Genomic DNA, 15494 nt, shown 5'->3' with positions numbered 1-15494 from the left:
CTTCACGTTCGTTCCATGCCGGAGACGTCCATGCCCATCGATCCCAAGCAGCCCTACGACGACGCCAACATCTTCGCCAGGATCCTGCGCGGCGAACTGCCCTGCGACAAGGTCTACGAGGACGAAGTCGCGCTCGCTTTCAACGACATCCGCCCGCAGGCGCCTGTCCACGTGCTGGTAATCCCCAAGGGCGCCTATGTCTCGTGGGACGATTTCACCGCCAAGGCCGACGACGCCGAGATCGCTGCCTTCATGCGCGCGGTCGGCAACGTGACGCGCCAGTTGGAACTCGACACGCCGGGTTACCGCCTCATGGTCAACATGGGGCAGGCCGGGCACCAGGAAGTTCCGCATCTGCACGTCCATATCTTTGGCGGGCGTCAGTTCTTCCAGATGATTGCGGACTGAGGCGCATAGGCGCGGTTCGTCACGCGTCATCGCAGCAAGGGGGCGACTGGCCGGACCTTAGGCCCCCTTTCAACCACAATCTGCCCTGCAAGGCATCTGTGACCCGCAGCTTCTCTTTGCAGGGCATCATGTGAGCGCTATTGCTCCGCGCACGATGACCAGTGTTCCTCCCCTGACTTCGCTTGCGCCCGTCAACGGCACCATCGTTCCTTCCGGCAACGAGGATACCAGCGGCTCGCACCACTATCCCTTGCGCGTCTACTACGACGACACCGACGCGGGCGGGGTGGTCTACCACGCCAACTACGTCGCCTGGTTCGAACGCGCCCGTTCGGACCTGCTCGAGGTGCTGGGCATCGACCAGAGTGCCGCGTTGGAGGATGGCTCGGGGCTATACACCGTGGCCGAAGTCCACGTGCGCTATCTCGCGCCTGCGCGGCTGGGCGACACCGTCATCATCGTCACCACCGCGCAGCAGGTCGGCAAGGTGCGCTGCACCCTGCACCAGACCGCCTGGCGCGGAGAAACCAAGCTTGCCGAGGGCGTGGTAAAGGTCGGGTTCATCGGCCGTGATGGACGACCGCGCCGTCAACCCGAGGCCTGGCAGCAGGCCTTCGCCACCTTCTCGCCCGTTCATCCCATTACGCCCGCATCCGCTCCGGAAGGACACGAATGATCCTCGACCTGCTCGCCCCCACGCTCGATTTTGCCGGTGACAGCGACCGGCTCAATCCGGTGACCCTGTTTCTCGATGCCGATATCGTCGTGCAGGCGATCATGCTGGGACTTCTCCTTGCCAGTGTCTGGGTCTGGACCATCATCATCACCTTCACCTTCCGCATCGGCCGCGTGAACCGCACCTGCGATGAGTACGAGGACGGCTTCTGGAAGGCCCAGAACTTCGAGGCGTTCCAGAAGGAGCGCCGCCGCGCCGACGTGCCGATGGGCAAGGTTGCGGGCTCGGGCCTCGCCGAATGGCGCCGCAACGCGCAGGTGCCCACGCTCGATGCCGAAGGCGCGCGCCAGCGTATTGCGCTCGCGCTCACCTCGTCGGTCGGCGAGGAGGCCGAAAACCTCTCCAACCGCCTGAACTTCCTGGCGACGGTCGGATCGGTCGCGCCGTTCGTGGGCCTGTTCGGCACGGTCTGGGGCATCATGAACAGTTTCTTCCAGATCGGGCAGCAGCAGAATTCCTCGCTCGCCGTCGTCGCACCGGGCATTTCCGAGGCGCTCTTTGCGACCGCCATTGGCCTGTTTGCCGCGATCCCTGCGGTGATTGCCTACAACCGCTTCTCGCACCGCGTGAACATGGTCGAATCGCGCCTCCAGCGCTTTGCCGACAAGCTTCACGCCGCGCTCACCCGCCAGCTGGAGTCGCGCTGAGATGGCGATGGGCCTCAACGGCGGCGGAGGACGGCGCGGCCGTGGCGGTCGGTCTCGCGCGCCCATGGCCGAGATCAACGTTACCCCGCTGGTCGACGTCATGCTGGTGCTGCTCATCATCTTCATGGTGGCCGCGCCGCTTCTGAAGGCCGCGGTGCCTATCGAACTGCCGCAGAGCCGCGCCAAGGCGATGGCCGAGGAAACGCAGCAGATCACCATTACCCTGCGCCGTGACGGCGCGATCTTCTACGAGGACCAGCAACTGGCCGCAGGCGAGCTCGGCGAACGCCTCGCCTCGGTGCAGCCGGGTGCGGACGGCAAGATGCCGCTCGTCTCGCTGCGCGGGGACAAGGCGCTCGACTACGGGCGTGTCATGGGTGTCATGGGCGAACTTAACCGCGCCGGGTTTACCTCGATCTCGCTGGTGACCGACGTCAGCGGCGGTTCAGGAAGCTGACGTAGGTTCACGGGCCATGGCATCGCTTGCACTGCGAAAGGATGAAGGCGTTGGTCTCGTCGTGGCGGTTGTCCTCCACGCGGGGCTTCTGGGCGTGCTCCTGCTGCGCCCGGCGCCCGAGGAGATCGTGCCGCGCCCCGAACGCATCGAGGTTTCGATCAGCGATGAGGTGGGGATGACCTCGACCTCGCCCGATCCCTTCAGCCAGGCGGCGCCCGACATGGCGCCGACGCTCGGCGAACCCGCGCCCGAAGCGCTGCCGGAACCCGAGACGCCGGCCGAGGCAGCTCCGGCCCCGGAACCCGAGGCGCAGCGCCCGGCACCGCCCGCGCCCGAACCCAAGCCTGCGGCCAAGCCTGCGCCCAAGCCAGCCCCCAAGGCGAAGTCCAAGCCGAAGCCAGAGCCCAAACCGGAACCCAAGCCCAAGGCATCTTCGAGCCGCAAGTCGAGCGCGATCGACGACATCGTAGCCAAGCCAAATCCGAAGTCGTCCTCCACCTCCAGCAGCAAGGCGACCTCGGAACCCAAGAAGGCGGGTGGCAGCCGAGTCAGTTCGAACTTCCTCGATGGGATCTCGGGCGGCACCTCGGAATCGGGGAGCGGGGCGCCCGCCGCCGCGATCGGCCCCAAGCAGGTCTCGGCGCTCGGCGCGGCGATCCGTCGCCAGCTCAAACCGCACTGGCAGGCCCCGCAGGGCGCTGATGCCGAATTGCTCGTGACCAAGGTGCGCTTCCGCCTCAAGCCCGACGGTACGCTGGATGGAGAGCCGCAGATCGTCGCCACCAGCGGCCGGACCGCGTCGAATGCGGCGCAGGTCTCGCGCCACCAGGAGCAGGCCATTCGCGCGGTCAAGCTGGCCGCGCCTTTCAATCTTCCCGACGACCTGTACGAAGGGTGGAAGGTCGTCACCACCAATTTTGACAGAAGGCTCTAGCCATGAAGACCCTTTCCGCGCTTGCTCTTGGTCTCCTGCTCTGCGCCTCGGGCCCGGCACTGGCCCAGTCCTCGGGCACATTCACGCCCGAAATCACCGCGCCCACCCAGGAGGCGCAGGAAAGCGATGGCCTCGAAGTGACGGTCTCGGATGACAGTGATTGGCAGGACCTTGGCATTGCCATCACCACTTTTACCACCGACGCCGATGTGCCGACGCAGACCACGGCGGGCACGACGGGGCAACTGGGCCATGCGATCTCGCAGGTCGTTGCGAGCGATCTCAAGAACAACGGCCTGTTCAAGCCCTCCGGGCCCGATGGTCTGCCGCGTCCCACATTTGGTGAAGTGAGCGCGCCCAACTACCGCCTGTGGTCAGGCAATGGCGCGGACATGCTGGTGCAGGGCTATGTCCACGCAGGCAATGACGGCACGCTGACGGTGGGGTGCTACCTCTATGACGTAGCGCTCGGCCAGCCGCTGGAGAAGGGCGGCTGGAAGGTCGCTCCCTCGGACTGGCGCCGGGCCGGGCACAAGTGCGCGGACATGGTCTACTCGCGACTGTCGGGGGAGAGCCCGTTCTTCGATTCGCGCATCGCCTACATCGCCGAGACGGGCTCAAAGGACCACCGCATGAAGCGCCTTGCGGTCATGGACTCTGACGGGGCGAACCACCGTTATCTCACCAGCGGGCAAGCAATGGCGCTGACCCCGCGCTATTCGCCCGACTATTCTAAGATCCTCTATCTTTCGTACCTGAACGGCCAGCCCAGCGTCTATGCCTATGATCTGACGACCAATTCGCAAAAGCTGATCTTTCGCACGACCAATCCGACGATGGCCCCGCGCTGGTCGCCCGATGGCAAGTGGGTGCTCTTCTCGATGTCGCAGGGCGGGCGCACCGACATCTACCGCATCACTTCGGCCGGTGGCGGCACCCCTGAGCGTCTGACCAATGGTCCGGGTATCAACATCGGCGGCAGCTATTCGCCCGATGGCAGCAAGATCGTGTTCGAAAGCGACCGTTCAGGCTCGCAGCAGGTCTACGTGATGAACGCGGACGGCACCAACCAGAAGCGCATCAGCTTCTTCGGCGGCCGCTCGGCGACGCCGGAATGGAGCCCGCGCGGCGATCTCATCGCCTTCACCCACATCGCGGGCAACCTGCGCGTGGCGGTGATGAGCCCTGCGGGCCGCAACATGCGCTACCTCACCGATTCGTGGCAGGACGAGGCCCCGACCTGGTCGCCCAACGGCCGCATCGTCCAGTTCTTCCGCACCCAGCGCGGTTCGGGCGAGGCGACCATCTGGCAGGTCGATCTCACCGGCCGGAACGAGCGCAAGCTGCCCACCCCGGTCGGCGCGTCCGACCCGGCCTGGGGGCCGATCCGCCGCTGAACCCTTCCCGCTTCCAGGGCGTTGTCTCCTTGCAAACGCAATCAGGTTGACAGCGCCCGGGATAGCATCCCACCACCTTCGTTCGCCGCCCGCTCATGGGCTGAGCACCACAGGAGACTGCCTTAATGCCTTCTTCCCTCTCGATGTCGCGAAACCTGAAGAGCGGTTCGACCCTGCTTCTCGTGGCAGGTGCGCTGGCGCTGTCCGCCTGCGCTTCGAAGGCGCCCAAGGAACTGCCGCCCGAACCCGGCCCGGCCCGTACCACTACGCAGCCCGATTCGGGCGAGGCGCTGGGCCCGCGTCCGGGTAGCCAGGCGGACTTCGCCGCGCAGATGATGGGCGATGACACCATCTACTTCGATACCGACAAGTACGACATCGACGCGATGGACCAGCAGGCGCTCGCCAAGCAGGCGCAGTGGCTGATGACCTACCCCGAAAAGCGCGCGACGATCGAAGGCCACGCGGATGAACGCGGCACGCGCGAATACAACCTCGCGCTGGGTGAGCGCCGCGCGAACTCGGCCAAGAACTACCTGATCAGCCTGGGCGTTGCGGCGAGCCGCCTGACCACGCTCAGCTACGGCAAGGAGCGCCCGGTGGCGCTGGGCTCGAACGAACAGGCCTGGGCGCAGAACCGCCGCGCGGTGACGGTCACCATCGATTGATCTGCCCGCCTTTGCGAAGGCGTTTTGAGAAGAGGCCCGCCCCGCCTTCGGCTTGCGCCGGGGCAGGGCGGGCCTTTTTCGTGCCCGCCGCCCGGTTGCGCGGCCGCAAGAGACTTGCATCGCGCCTGCGAGAAGGCGTAACGGCTGGGGAATGGCCCGTCCAAAACGATCCGACAACTGGGGTTTCCCGCGCTGGGGCGGCTACGGCAGCTCGCGCGAGGCGACGCAGGTGCGCATCTGCGACCGTCACGGCTGCACCGAACGCGGCGATTGCCCCGCGCCCAAGAGCCCCAACAGCCCGGATCGCTGGTATTTCTGCCAGAAGCACGCGGCGGAATACAATTCGGGCTGGGACTACTTTGCCGGGCTCGATAAGGAAGAGGCCGAGAAGCGCGAGTCCGAGGAATGGACCGAGACCGCCGGTTACAAGGAATCGGCGCACTATGGTTGGGGCGGCTCGGGCGACGGTACGCGAAGCCGCGACGAGTTGCGCGCTCTCGAAGTGCTTGGCCTAGACCCCGACGCCGAGTTCCAGGAGGTGCGCAAGGCCTGGCGCACGAAGGCCAAGGAAGTCCACCCGGACGTGAAGCCGGGCGATGAAGAGGCTGCCAAGGCCTTCCAGACCTACCAGCTCGCCTATGAGGTCCTTCGCGCAGCCGAGGAGCGGCGCGAGTGGCAGGGGTGAACAGGTAAAGAAAAGCGTTTCCCAGGGCTATCGCCCTTGGGCTCTCCAAATTGTCTAACTCACGTCCTGCGCGCCGCCCTAGCCGCGAAGGGTGAGGCAGGCATTATGGGGCGAGGAGCGATGGCACCTTGAATCCTGTCCGTCTTCAGGTTGAGAGAGCACCCGCGATCCAGGCGCCAACGGCGTGCAGATCGGGCAGCACGGCGTAGGCAAGCTCGCGCATCTCGGGCGTCGGCGCGAGGAGATCGGGAACCAGCAGGACGGTCATGCCCGCCCCGGCACCGGCGCGCAGGCCATTGGGCGAATCCTCCACGACCACGCAGCGCTGCGGATCGACGCCGAGGTTGCGGGCGCTCAGCAGGTAAGGCTCGGCATGGGGCTTGGGCTGCTCGACATCGTTCAGCGTGACGATCGAGGCGAACAGGTCGAGGAATCCTGCGACTTCGAGCTTCTCCTGCGCGAGCGGGCTGCGCGTCGAGGTGCACAGGCCCAGCGGCAGACCTGTCTTGGTGAGCGCATCCAGGAGTTCGCGGGCGCCGGGGCGCAGCGGCAGGTCGGCGCGCCACAGGTCCTCGAACAGTTCGTCGGCATGGGCATTGAAGGCGGCGATGTCCGCGTCCTCGCCCCACAGGCGCTGGAGGTGCAGGTCATTCACCTCGCGATGGACACCCACGAACTGGCGGTGGAGCTCCTCGGGCAGGTCACGGCCGAGCGCGCGCGCGGCTTTGCGCTGGGAACGGCGGTAGAGGCTCTCGGTATCGAGCAGGGTGCCATCCATGTCGAAGATGATGGCCTCGGGCCGGAAGGGAGCTTCGGCCAAGCGCGAGGGCGCATCGGTTGGCACGGAAGATGTCATGAGGGGCGTTCCTGACTGTCGGGGAAGGGGGAGGGATGCCGGTGACTTAGGTATTGCGCCTGTGCCTTTCAACGCAGCACTGCATGGACCAGCCAGACGACGGCGACGATCATCGGAGCGCCCGCAAGGTCGAGCCAGAAGCCTGCCTTGACCATGCTGGGAAGCGCGATCCGACCCGTCGCCCAGGCAATCGCGTTGGGCCCCGTGCCGGAGGGCAGCATGAAGCCCCAGCTGGCCGCAAGCGCAGCTGGCATTGCGAGGAGCAGCGGATCCGCGCCCAGCGCTACAGTGAGGCTGGCCACGACCGGCATGATGCCACTTGCCGTTGCGACGTTGCTGGCAAACTCGGTGATGAGGATCACCATCGCGGTGATGGCGAGGGCCACGAGGGGTAGCGGGACCGCCGAAAGCGGCAGGAGCGAACGTCCCAGCCACTCGTCGAGCTCCGAGGCACCCATTCCGGCCGCCAGGGCCAGTCCCCCGCCGAACATCATGATGACATCCCAGGGCGCCCGGTTGGCTTCTTCCCAGCTCAGGAGCGCGCTGCCCGTGCCATCGGGGAGGAGGAAGAGGAGCAGGCTGACACCGATGGCGATGGTGCCATCGGTCAACGCCCCTGCGGGCAGGAAGGGGCGCAGCAGCGGGCTCGTCATCCACAGCGTGAAGGCGAGGGCGACAAGAGGGAGGAGGCGGCGTTCTGCGCTCGACCAACGGGGCTCCACGGCAATCGCGCGCCGTGCCGCGCCGATGCGAAAGGCGCCGGTCGAGGCCCCTTGCACGCGCGCGATGATCCAGGCGGCCATTGGAATGCCCAGGATCACGGCGGGCACGCCGATGAGGCTCCAGGTCGCAAAACTGATCTTCACCCCGGTCATCGAATCGAGAAGGGCAATGGCAATCGCGTTGGTGGGCGATCCCACGAGCGTGCCGAGGCCCCCGATCGAGGCGGCAAAGGCAATCCCCATCGGCAGCGCACCGGACAGGCCGTGGGTGTCCTCGCTCCGCATGCCGCCCGCTTCCAGGACAGCGACGGCCATCGGCATCATGATGAGTGTGGTGGAAGTGTTCGAAATTGCCATGGAAAGGAGCGCGGCGGCAATCATGAAGGCCAGCAGCAGACGCTGCGCCCCGCCCCTACTGCCGAGCCGGTCAAGGAGGGCGAGCGCGAGGCGCCGGTGTAGTCCGGTGCGCTCGATGGCGAGGGCGAGGAACGCCCCGCCCAGAATCAGGAACAGCGTGGGCGAATAGTAGGCCGAGGCGGTTTCGCCTGCGCTCATGATCCCGGCGAAGGGCAGGACCAGGAAGGGCAGAAGCGCGGTGGCGGTCAGCGGAATGGCCTGGGTCATCCACCAGGTCGCCATCCAGACGACGAGCCCCGCCACGATCCAGGGGGGCTGCGCCATGTTGCCGGGTGCTGGCGCGATGAGGACCGCGCCGAAGAGCAGCGGTCCTGCGATACGTCCGATTGTCCGGCTGTTCACCCGTGCCGCTCCTCTCTGGCCCCCCGTGCGGCCCTTTGTGGGCCTGTCACTTGGTGCAGCCTAGCCCCTAAGGGCGCCTCAAGGCGAGAGGGAATGCGACCCGATCAGACCATCGTTTCGGGTCGCACCACGCGGTCGAAGGTCTCGGCATCGACAAGATCGAGTTCGAGCGCGGCAGCGCGCAGGGTGAGGCCCTGTTCGTGCGCGTGCTTGGCGATCTTCGCGGCCTTGTCATAGCCGATCTCGGGCGCCAGCGCGGTCACCAGCATGAGCGAGTTGGAGACCAGTTCGGCGATGCGTGCGCGGTTGGGCTCGATCCCCTCCACACAGCGGGTGGTGAAGCTCTCCATCCCAACGCTCAGCAGGTGGAGCGAGCGCATCACCGCCGCCCCGATCATGGGCTTGAAGACATTGAGTTCAAACGCGCCCTGCAGACCGCCGACGGTAATCGCCTGGTGGTTGCCGATGACCTGCGCGGCGACCATCGTCAGCATCTCGCACTGGGTGGGATTGACCTTGCCGGGCATGATCGAGCTGCCCGGCTCGTTGGCGGGCAGTTCGATCTCGCCCAGCCCCGAACGCGGCCCCGAGCCGAGCCAGCGGATGTCGTTGGCGATCTTGGTGAGCGCGACAGCCAGCGTGTTGAGGCGCCCTGAAAACTCCACGAGGGTGTCGTGGCTTGCGAGCGCCTCGAAGGCGTTGGGCGCGGGATGGAAGGGCAGGCCGGTGAGATCGGCAAGCTCGGCCGCGACGTCGTCGCCGAAGCCTTCGGGGGCGTTTAGGCCGGTGCCGACCGCGGTGCCGCCGATGGCGAGGCGGCATAGCCCGTGCTCGATCATCGGGAGGATTCGGCTGCGGGCAAGGTGCAGCTGGGCGACATACCCGGAAAACTCCTGCCCTAGCGTAACCGGGGTGGCGTCCTGAAGATGTGTGCGCCCGATCTTGACGATGTCCGACCAGCTTTGCGCCTTGGCATGGAGGGCGCCCTCCAGTGTCTCGAGCGCGGGGATCAGCGTGTCTTTGGCTGCGCGTGCGGCGGCGACATGCATGGCCGTCGGGAAGCTGTCGTTCGAGGACTGCCCCTTGTTGACGTGGTCGTTGGGGTGGACCGGGCTCTTGCCGCCACGCGTGCTGGTCAGGATCTCGTTGGCGCGTCCTGCGATCACCTCGTTGACGTTCATGTTGGTCTGGGTGCCACTGCCGGTCTGCCAGATGACGAGAGGGAACTGGTCGTCGAGCTTCCCCGCGACAACCTCGGCGGCGGCCTGTTCGATGGCCTTAGCTAGGGTATCTTCGAGGCCATGGCGGCGGTTGACCCGGGCGGCGGCCTGCTTGACCAGTGCCATGGCGTGGACGATCGCGAGGGGCATGCGCTCGGTTTCGCCAAAGGGGAAATTGGCGATGCTGCGTTGGGTCTGCGCGCCCCAGTAGGCGTCCTGCGGCACGGCAATTTCGCCGAGGCTGTCGCTTTCCATGCGGGCTTTCATGGGTGTAGGCTCCTTGGTGGTGACGCGGGTAGGTGCCACTCAAGGTAGGGAGCTTTTGCGCAATTGCACGGAGGGTGAAAAAAGCCCCCGCCGCGCAAAAGCGCCGCAGGGGCTGAAAAGGTCGTCAGAGTCTGAGGGAATTTCAGAAACTGGTGACGGCCTACTGGCGGGTGTGATCGCTAACCAGTCCGGCAGCTCAAAAATCCGCACAGCGAACAAAAATCCGCGTTAACCCCTAATCGGACAGGCACTCGGGGTGCATTCAAGGCCGAGAGTGGCGGCTCAGGCTGTCCGGGGGGGCTCCCGCCGGGTGGTCTGCGTTTTCCGGTTGCGAAGCCTCGGCCGCCGAGCTGAACGAGGTCGGGTAGCGGCCAAGCGCGAAGGTGATCGCAACCGCGAACAGGAGCAGTGCGATCGAGAGGATGATTTCGGGCTGGTAGCTTCCGAACCGGTCGTACATCGCGCCGTAGAAGGCAGGCGCAAAGCCCGCGCCCAGACCAAAGGCGGCGTACTGGATGCCATAGAGCTCGCTGAAGTGCTTCTGCCCGAAGTAGCGGGCGGTCATATAGGCGACGAGATCGAACTCGGCCCCCGCCACCAGCCCCAGCGTGACGACCGAGGCGACCATGACCGGGACGGTAAGCCCGGGATTGGCCAGTAGGACGAGCGCGAAAGTCGCCGGGATGACGAGTAAAGCACAGACCAGCGGCGCCCAGATCCGGTCGAGCAGGAAGCCCGAAAGGACGCGCCCTGCTGTCACGCTGATCGCCAGTGCGGCGAGGGCGGAAGCGGCGGTGGAATTGTCCACGCCGCGGTCGAGCAGGAGCGGGAAAAGGTTTGGCAGCAGACCGCTGACACCGAAGGCCAGGGCCATCGAGCCAGTCGCCAGGACCCAGAAGCGATAGCCGCGCAGGGCTTGGCGAACGGCAATGCCGGTCTGGGGGAGGGCTTCACTGGCGGCGCGGGCCCGCGCTTCGGGCAGACGCAGCCAGGCAAAGAGGACCGGCAGCGCGATCACCAGCGGCAGGGCGGCCAGGAGCACGTAACCTCCGCGCCAACCGAATGCTACGAGTGCGGCGTTGAGGATGAAGGGAATCGCCGCGCCGGTGGCGCCGGTCGAGGCGAGCGCAAGGCCCAGCGCCAGACCGCGCGACTGGGTGAACCAGGCGTTGATAACCTTGGCGTAGGTCATCGGCAGGGTGCCCAGGGAAATGACGGCGAGCACCCCCCAAGCGGCGTAAAACGTCAGGAGCTGGCCGCCGATGAGCGCGATGAGCAGTTGCGCAAGGCCGAGGCCCGTCGTGGAGACGAGCGCCACCTTGCGCGGCCCCAGCCGGTCGACCAGACGTCCGACATAGGCGCCGAGGAAGACGAGCGCGATCGGGGCCAGCATCAGCGTGCCCAGGATGTCGGCGCGCGACCACCCGAATTCACCTTCGAGCGCGGTCGCCATGATACCCGAGGTGTAGGGCGCGATGGGTGAGAGGCCCAGGCCCAGGCCGAAGGCGCAGGCGACCAGCGGCCGCCATCCCGCGCGGAATTCGGCGAGGCTGTCTGGCTGTGCGTCGGAGCTTTGGTGTTCCGCACTGTTCATCGTTCAACTTCACCCTTGTCGGCCGTGTGTGAGCGCAGAGGTGGCAAGGCCACCGTTCGGCAGGCCTGGAGGCTACCTGAGCCACCCTGTGGGACGAGCCTGACCGGGCAAAACATCCGCGATCCGAACAAAGGTCTCTCCGAGGTTCGATCATTTCCCGGCATTGTGGTCTCTTTTAGGCATGACCAAGGACCTCTCCTCCACGCCCGACCCGGTCCAGACCTGCGCTGAATACCTGGCCCGCGGTATCTGTGAATCCGGCACAGAAACGGTGTTTGCCCTCGCCGGGGCGACTCACGCTCCGCTTTTGTTCGCGCTGGAAGAGCGGGGCGTTTCCATCGTTGGCGGGCGGCACGAAAGCGGGACCGTGGGCGGGGCCGATGGCTATGCCCGCCGCTCGGGCCGCACGGGCTTTGCGCTGATCGTCGCCGAGCAGGGGCTGGCCAATGCGATGACCGCGCTGATGACCGCCGCGCAGGCGGAAAGCCCGCTGGTCGTGATCGCGACGCGCTTTCCCGACAGTTGGGTCGAACCGTCCGTGCCTTATGCCGTCGACCGTCATGAAATGACCGCCCCCTATCTCAAGTTCAGCCGCACGGTACCCTCACCTGACCGGCTGGGAGAGTATTTCCACGCGGCGATCAAGGCGGCGAACGAAGGTGTACCCGGTCCGGCCCTGCTCGTGCTGCCGCTCGATTTCCTGACCCGCGGGACCACGAGCGCGCCGCGTGCGCCGGTCACGGTCCCTTCGCTGCCCGGTGCGCACCACGAGCAGGTGACGGCGATGGCGCAGATGCTGGCTGAAGCGCGCCGTCCGATCATCGTGACGGACAATCGGGCGGCCTTGTCTCCGTGCGGGGAGGCTCTGCAGGCGCTGGCGGGCATGGGTATTCCGGTTCTGGGCAATGGCCTCGGGCGCGGGCTCGTCCCCGAGGTCGCGCCGACCGGCTACCCCTGGCCCTACGCGCAGCGCGCCGCGTGCGAGGCGGACCTGGTGCTGGTGGTCGGCGCGCGGATGAACATGTGGTTCGGCTATGGCCTGGCGCCGCGCTTCGCGCCCGAGGCCCGTTTCATCCATCTCGACATCAGCGCCGAGGCCATCGGGCGCAACGTTCCTGTCGAACTCTCGGTGCTGGCCGATCCGGCGCGCACATTGATAGCGCTTGGCGAAAACTTGAAAGCGCAGCACTTCCACCGTGATCCGAGCTGGATCGCGCAGGCCCTGGATCCCCGTGCCGCGTGCGTTGAGGGCCTGCTCGCGGACTATGGCGAGGACCTCCATCCCGCCTCCATCGGCGCCGCGCTCGACCGCATCCTGCCGCGCGAGCGGGTGCTTGTCTGCGATGGCGCGGATTCGATGAACTTTACCCACGCCTGCATGCGGGTCCACACCCCGCGCTCCTACGCTGACCTGCTGCCCTTCGGCGCGATGGGGGCGGCCTTTCCGCTGGCAATCGGCATGGCGGCGGCCGAGGCCGAAGCTGCGCGGCGCGAGGCGCGCGATGCGGCGCCCGTCACGCTGGTGACGGGCGATGGTTCGCTGGGTTTCTTTCTGGCCGAACTGGACACGGCGGCGCGGGCCGGACTGCCGCTCCTCGTCCTCGTCTCGAACGACGGCAAGTGGGGCACCGAATACCACGGTCAGAAGCTGGCCTACGGGCGGGCCATCAACACCGACCTTGGCCAGTCCGACTACGCGGCGATTGCGCGCGCCTTTGGCGGACACGGTGTGAGTGTGGAGACGAAGGGGGAGCTCGATGCCGCGCTTGCCGAGGCGTTGGCTCGCACTGGGCCGAGCCTCATCGACGTGCGCGTCGATCCGGAAGGCGGGCGCATCCGCAAGACCGAGCCGCTGCTGGGGATGGTCCTGTTCGAGGATATTCCGGGGCATTGAGGGCCGCACTTTCAGTAATACTATCAAGATAATAACTTCGGGGAAGAAAGACATGACCAAGGCTTCTAGGTGGCTGCTGGCCGGAACGGCAATGCTGGCCGCATCGCCCGCGCTGGCGCAGGAACGGGCGGCGCGCGCCGAGGCGAGTGCGTATGGCAATGACATTGTCGTCACGGCCCAGCGCCGCGAGAGCTCCCTTCAGGAAACGCCGATCTCGGTGACGGCGCTCGGCGAAAAGGCGCTGCAGGATCTGCAGATCGAGCGCACGGCCGACCTGCAGCGCGTGACGCCCAGCCTCAGCGTGACGCAGGGCACCGTCGATCCCACCACGCTTACCATTTTTATGCGCGGCGCCGGGCAAAATGCAGGCACCTGGGTGGGCTACGAATCCGCTGTCGGCCTTTATATCGACGATCTCTACTTCGCGAGCCTGACGGGTGCGAACCTGGACCTGGCGGACCTTGAACGCATCGAGGTTCTGCGCGGCCCCCAGGGCACGCTCTACGGTCGTAATACGCTGACGGGCGCGATCAAGTACGTGACCAAGAAGCCGGACGGCACGAGCTTCGGCTCGCTTCAGGCCGAGGCGGGGGCCTATGACATGGTGCGCCTCAAGGGCACGGTCTCGACCGCGCTGTCGGATGACTGGGCGGTGCTTGCCAGCGGCAACTTCTACGACCGCGATGGCTATTTTAGCGCCCCGGCGCTGGATCGCGACGACTATGGCAAGGCGACCGAGTACGGCGGGCGCGTGGCGCTGGCCTATACGGGGGGGGGATCCTTCGGGCTCAACGCATCGGCCTTCTATTCGCGCGCGAAGAACGATGGATCGGTGGGCCTAGCCACCGATCCGGTGACGCTCGAGCCCGCCGCCTCCGATCCCTACACCTATGTCGGCCCGCTCGATGGTTACGGCGATGTCGAGACCTATGGCGGCGATCTCACGCTGAGCTACGATGTCGGCGGGGCTACGATCAAGTCGATCACCGGCGCCGTGCGCAATGAGCAGGAGTTCCTGGCCGACACCACCGCCGGGCAGCCGACCAACACTGTCGATGGCCCCTATGCGCTGGGCTTCGACCGGCTGGAATCGGAAGCCGGGCGTACCCAGATCTCGCAGGAACTGCAGGTCCTGGGCGATGCGGCAGGCGACAAGCTGCACTACATCGCCGGGCTCTACTACTTCCGCGAGAAGGGCCACCAGGGCCGGAGCGATTATCTCCTGAACCTCTATCAGCTGATGCCCCAGCTGGTCGACATGAAGACCACCAGCTACGCCGCCTATGGTCAGCTGACCTATGACCTGACGCCCACGCTCTCGGCGACGGCGGGCCTGCGCTATACGCACGAGACCAAGTCGGTCGAGGGCTACCAGCAGAACAATCTGACGACGGTGCCCGAGGACCGGACCTACGGCGCCATCGACGCGACCCGCAAGGCCAAGTCCTGGACGCCCAAGTTCGGCCTCGACTGGCAGGCGACCCCGGACATCCTCGCCTATGCCAGCGTCTCGCGCGGCTTTCAGGCGGGGGGCTTCAACTACCTCGCGCTCGCCAATCCGACCAACTACGAGAACGGCTTCGACCCGCAGACCGTGTGGGCTTATGAAGTGGGCCTCAAGACTTCGTTCCTGGATGGTCGTGGGCACCTCAACCTCGCTGCCTACCGCAACGACTTCAGCGATATCCAGACCAACGTGATCGTGGCGGGCTCCTCGCTGACGCAGAACGCGGGAACGGCGCGGGTGCAGGGGGTCGAGGGCGAGTTCTCCTATTCGCCGCTGCCGGGTTGGAACCTGTTTGCCTCGGGCTCCTACAACGATGACAAGTACCTCGACATCGATCCGGCGAGTTCGGCCGCGTCGTCGGGCGCGACGCGCCTGCCCAACGTGCCGCACTGGCAGGGCAGTGCAGGCTTCTCCGGCCGGGTGCCCGACGAGAAGCTGGGCGACCTGCTGGTCGGCGCCGACTATTCCTACATGGGCGGCAAGTATCTTGGCGGCACCAACGCGCCGATCACCTACATGCCCGACTATGAACTCGTGAACGCCTACGTCGGCTGGGCGCCGCCGGTTGACAGCGATATCGAGTTGCGCTTCTCGGTCGCCAACTTCCTCAAGGAAGACTACTATGTTTACGGCAACGTGCTGGGCGCCTACGGCATCCGCAGCCCCGGTGATCCGCGGACCTGGAAGGTTTCGGTGAGGTTCAGCTACTAGAGCGGATCGACCGCTCTGGGTCATTGGTTTAA

14 protein-coding genes are annotated in these 15494 nt (G+C 66.2%); 10 read left to right on the top strand and 4 right to left on the bottom strand.

Features of this window, described 5'->3' with window-relative positions; all coding sequences use genetic code 11:
* Nucleotides 1–30: 30 nt before the first annotated feature.
* The 8 genes from FMM79_RS18255 to FMM79_RS18220 all read left to right on the top strand — a co-directional run bounded on the left by FMM79_RS18255 (nt 31) and on the right by FMM79_RS18220 (nt 5932).
* Nucleotides 31–408 carry a histidine triad nucleotide-binding protein gene (locus FMM79_RS18255; RefSeq protein ID WP_148628867.1) on the top strand — a complete coding sequence of 126 codons (378 nt, stop codon included), beginning with the start codon at nt 31–33 and terminating at the stop codon, nt 406–408.
* 154 nt (nt 409–562) lie between these two features.
* Nucleotides 563–1084 carry a YbgC/FadM family acyl-CoA thioesterase gene (locus tag FMM79_RS18250; RefSeq protein WP_148628866.1) on the top strand — a complete coding sequence of 174 codons (522 nt, stop codon included), beginning with the start codon at nt 563–565 and terminating at the stop codon, nt 1082–1084.
* A complete protein-coding gene (gene tolQ, locus FMM79_RS18245; protein ID WP_148628865.1) occupies nt 1081–1791 on the top strand; it encodes a protein TolQ in 711 nt (236 codons plus the stop codon). The genes FMM79_RS18250 and tolQ overlap by 4 nt, the downstream gene beginning before the upstream one ends.
* A gap of 1 nt (nt 1792) precedes the next feature.
* The gene (locus FMM79_RS18240) at nt 1793–2248 is read left to right on the top strand and encodes an ExbD/TolR family protein (RefSeq protein WP_039390994.1); all 456 of its coding nucleotides are present in this window, start codon (nt 1793–1795) and stop codon (nt 2246–2248) included.
* A gap of 16 nt (nt 2249–2264) precedes the next feature.
* Nucleotides 2265–3182 carry a TonB C-terminal domain-containing protein gene (locus FMM79_RS18235; protein ID WP_148628864.1) on the top strand — a complete coding sequence of 306 codons (918 nt, stop codon included), beginning with the start codon at nt 2265–2267 and terminating at the stop codon, nt 3180–3182.
* A gap of 2 nt (nt 3183–3184) precedes the next feature.
* Entirely contained in the window at nt 3185–4579 is a 1395-nt protein-coding gene (gene tolB, locus FMM79_RS18230) for a Tol-Pal system beta propeller repeat protein TolB (protein WP_148628863.1), read from the top strand.
* Between the two features lie 125 nt (nt 4580–4704).
* Nucleotides 4705–5247, top strand: a complete 543-nt coding sequence (gene pal, locus FMM79_RS18225; RefSeq protein ID WP_205466728.1) for a peptidoglycan-associated lipoprotein Pal — start codon at nt 4705–4707, stop codon at nt 5245–5247.
* A 151-nt stretch (nt 5248–5398) separates the two neighbouring features.
* Complete coding sequence (locus tag FMM79_RS18220) at nt 5399–5932, top strand: J domain-containing protein (RefSeq protein WP_148628862.1); 534 nt, start codon at nt 5399–5401, stop codon at nt 5930–5932.
* A gap of 145 nt (nt 5933–6077) precedes the next feature.
* On the opposite strand, the gene FMM79_RS18215 is transcribed toward FMM79_RS18220, so the two are convergent.
* From FMM79_RS18215 to FMM79_RS18200, 4 genes are all read right to left on the bottom strand, one after another.
* On the bottom strand, nt 6078–6788 hold the full coding sequence (locus FMM79_RS18215; RefSeq protein ID WP_148628861.1) for an HAD family phosphatase: 711 nt from the start codon (nt 6786–6788) through the stop codon (nt 6078–6080).
* Between the two features lie 68 nt (nt 6789–6856).
* Nucleotides 6857–8269 carry a DASS family sodium-coupled anion symporter gene (locus tag FMM79_RS18210; RefSeq protein WP_148628860.1) on the bottom strand — a complete coding sequence of 471 codons (1413 nt, stop codon included), beginning with the start codon at nt 8267–8269 and terminating at the stop codon, nt 6857–6859.
* A 104-nt stretch (nt 8270–8373) separates the two neighbouring features.
* Nucleotides 8374–9756, bottom strand: coding sequence for a class II fumarate hydratase (fumC, locus tag FMM79_RS18205; protein WP_148628859.1), 1383 nt, complete (start codon nt 9754–9756; stop codon nt 8374–8376).
* A gap of 262 nt (nt 9757–10018) precedes the next feature.
* Nucleotides 10019–11350, bottom strand: coding sequence for an MFS transporter (locus tag FMM79_RS18200; RefSeq protein ID WP_148628858.1), 1332 nt, complete (start codon nt 11348–11350; stop codon nt 10019–10021).
* 181 nt (nt 11351–11531) lie between these two features.
* On the opposite strand from FMM79_RS18200, the gene FMM79_RS18195 reads away from it, so the two are divergent.
* Together FMM79_RS18195 and FMM79_RS18190 are read left to right on the top strand one after the other, a co-directional pair.
* Nucleotides 11532–13244 (top strand): thiamine pyrophosphate-binding protein, encoded by a 1713-nt coding sequence (locus tag FMM79_RS18195; protein WP_148628857.1) that lies wholly within the window; start codon nt 11532–11534, stop codon nt 13242–13244.
* A 52-nt stretch (nt 13245–13296) separates the two neighbouring features.
* Nucleotides 13297–15462, top strand: coding sequence for a TonB-dependent receptor (locus FMM79_RS18190; protein ID WP_162528546.1), 2166 nt, complete (start codon nt 13297–13299; stop codon nt 15460–15462).
* Nucleotides 15463–15494: the final 32 nt, after the last annotated feature.

This window comes from Novosphingobium sp. BW1 (genome assembly GCF_008107685.1).
Taxonomy (GTDB): Bacteria; Pseudomonadota; Alphaproteobacteria; order Sphingomonadales; family Sphingomonadaceae; genus Novosphingobium.
This window is presented reverse-complemented; position numbering and strand designations above follow the sequence as displayed.

Excerpts from the sequence above, each read along its gene's own strand:
- FMM79_RS18255 (WP_148628867.1), top strand. The coding sequence starts at position 31 with ATGCCCATCGATCCCAAGCAGCCCTACGACGACGCCAACATCTTCGCC.
- FMM79_RS18250 (WP_148628866.1), top strand. The coding sequence starts at position 563 with ATGACCAGTGTTCCTCCCCTGACTTCGCTTGCGCCCGTCAACGGCACC.
- tolQ (WP_148628865.1), top strand. The coding sequence starts at position 1,081 with ATGATCCTCGACCTGCTCGCCCCCACGCTCGATTTTGCCGGTGACAGC.
- FMM79_RS18240 (WP_039390994.1), top strand. The coding sequence starts at position 1,793 with ATGGCGATGGGCCTCAACGGCGGCGGAGGACGGCGCGGCCGTGGCGGT.
- FMM79_RS18235 (WP_148628864.1), top strand. The coding sequence starts at position 2,265 with ATGGCATCGCTTGCACTGCGAAAGGATGAAGGCGTTGGTCTCGTCGTG.
- tolB (WP_148628863.1), top strand. The coding sequence starts at position 3,185 with ATGAAGACCCTTTCCGCGCTTGCTCTTGGTCTCCTGCTCTGCGCCTCG.
- pal (WP_205466728.1), top strand. The coding sequence starts at position 4,705 with ATGCCTTCTTCCCTCTCGATGTCGCGAAACCTGAAGAGCGGTTCGACC.
- FMM79_RS18220 (WP_148628862.1), top strand. The coding sequence starts at position 5,399 with ATGGCCCGTCCAAAACGATCCGACAACTGGGGTTTCCCGCGCTGGGGC.
- FMM79_RS18215 (WP_148628861.1), bottom strand. The coding sequence starts at position 6,788 with ATGACATCTTCCGTGCCAACCGATGCGCCCTCGCGCTTGGCCGAAGCT.
- fumC (WP_148628859.1), bottom strand. The coding sequence starts at position 9,756 with ATGAAAGCCCGCATGGAAAGCGACAGCCTCGGCGAAATTGCCGTGCCG.
- FMM79_RS18200 (WP_148628858.1), bottom strand. The coding sequence starts at position 11,350 with ATGAACAGTGCGGAACACCAAAGCTCCGACGCACAGCCAGACAGCCTC.
- FMM79_RS18195 (WP_148628857.1), top strand. The coding sequence starts at position 11,532 with ATGACCAAGGACCTCTCCTCCACGCCCGACCCGGTCCAGACCTGCGCT.
- FMM79_RS18190 (WP_162528546.1), top strand. The coding sequence starts at position 13,297 with ATGACCAAGGCTTCTAGGTGGCTGCTGGCCGGAACGGCAATGCTGGCC.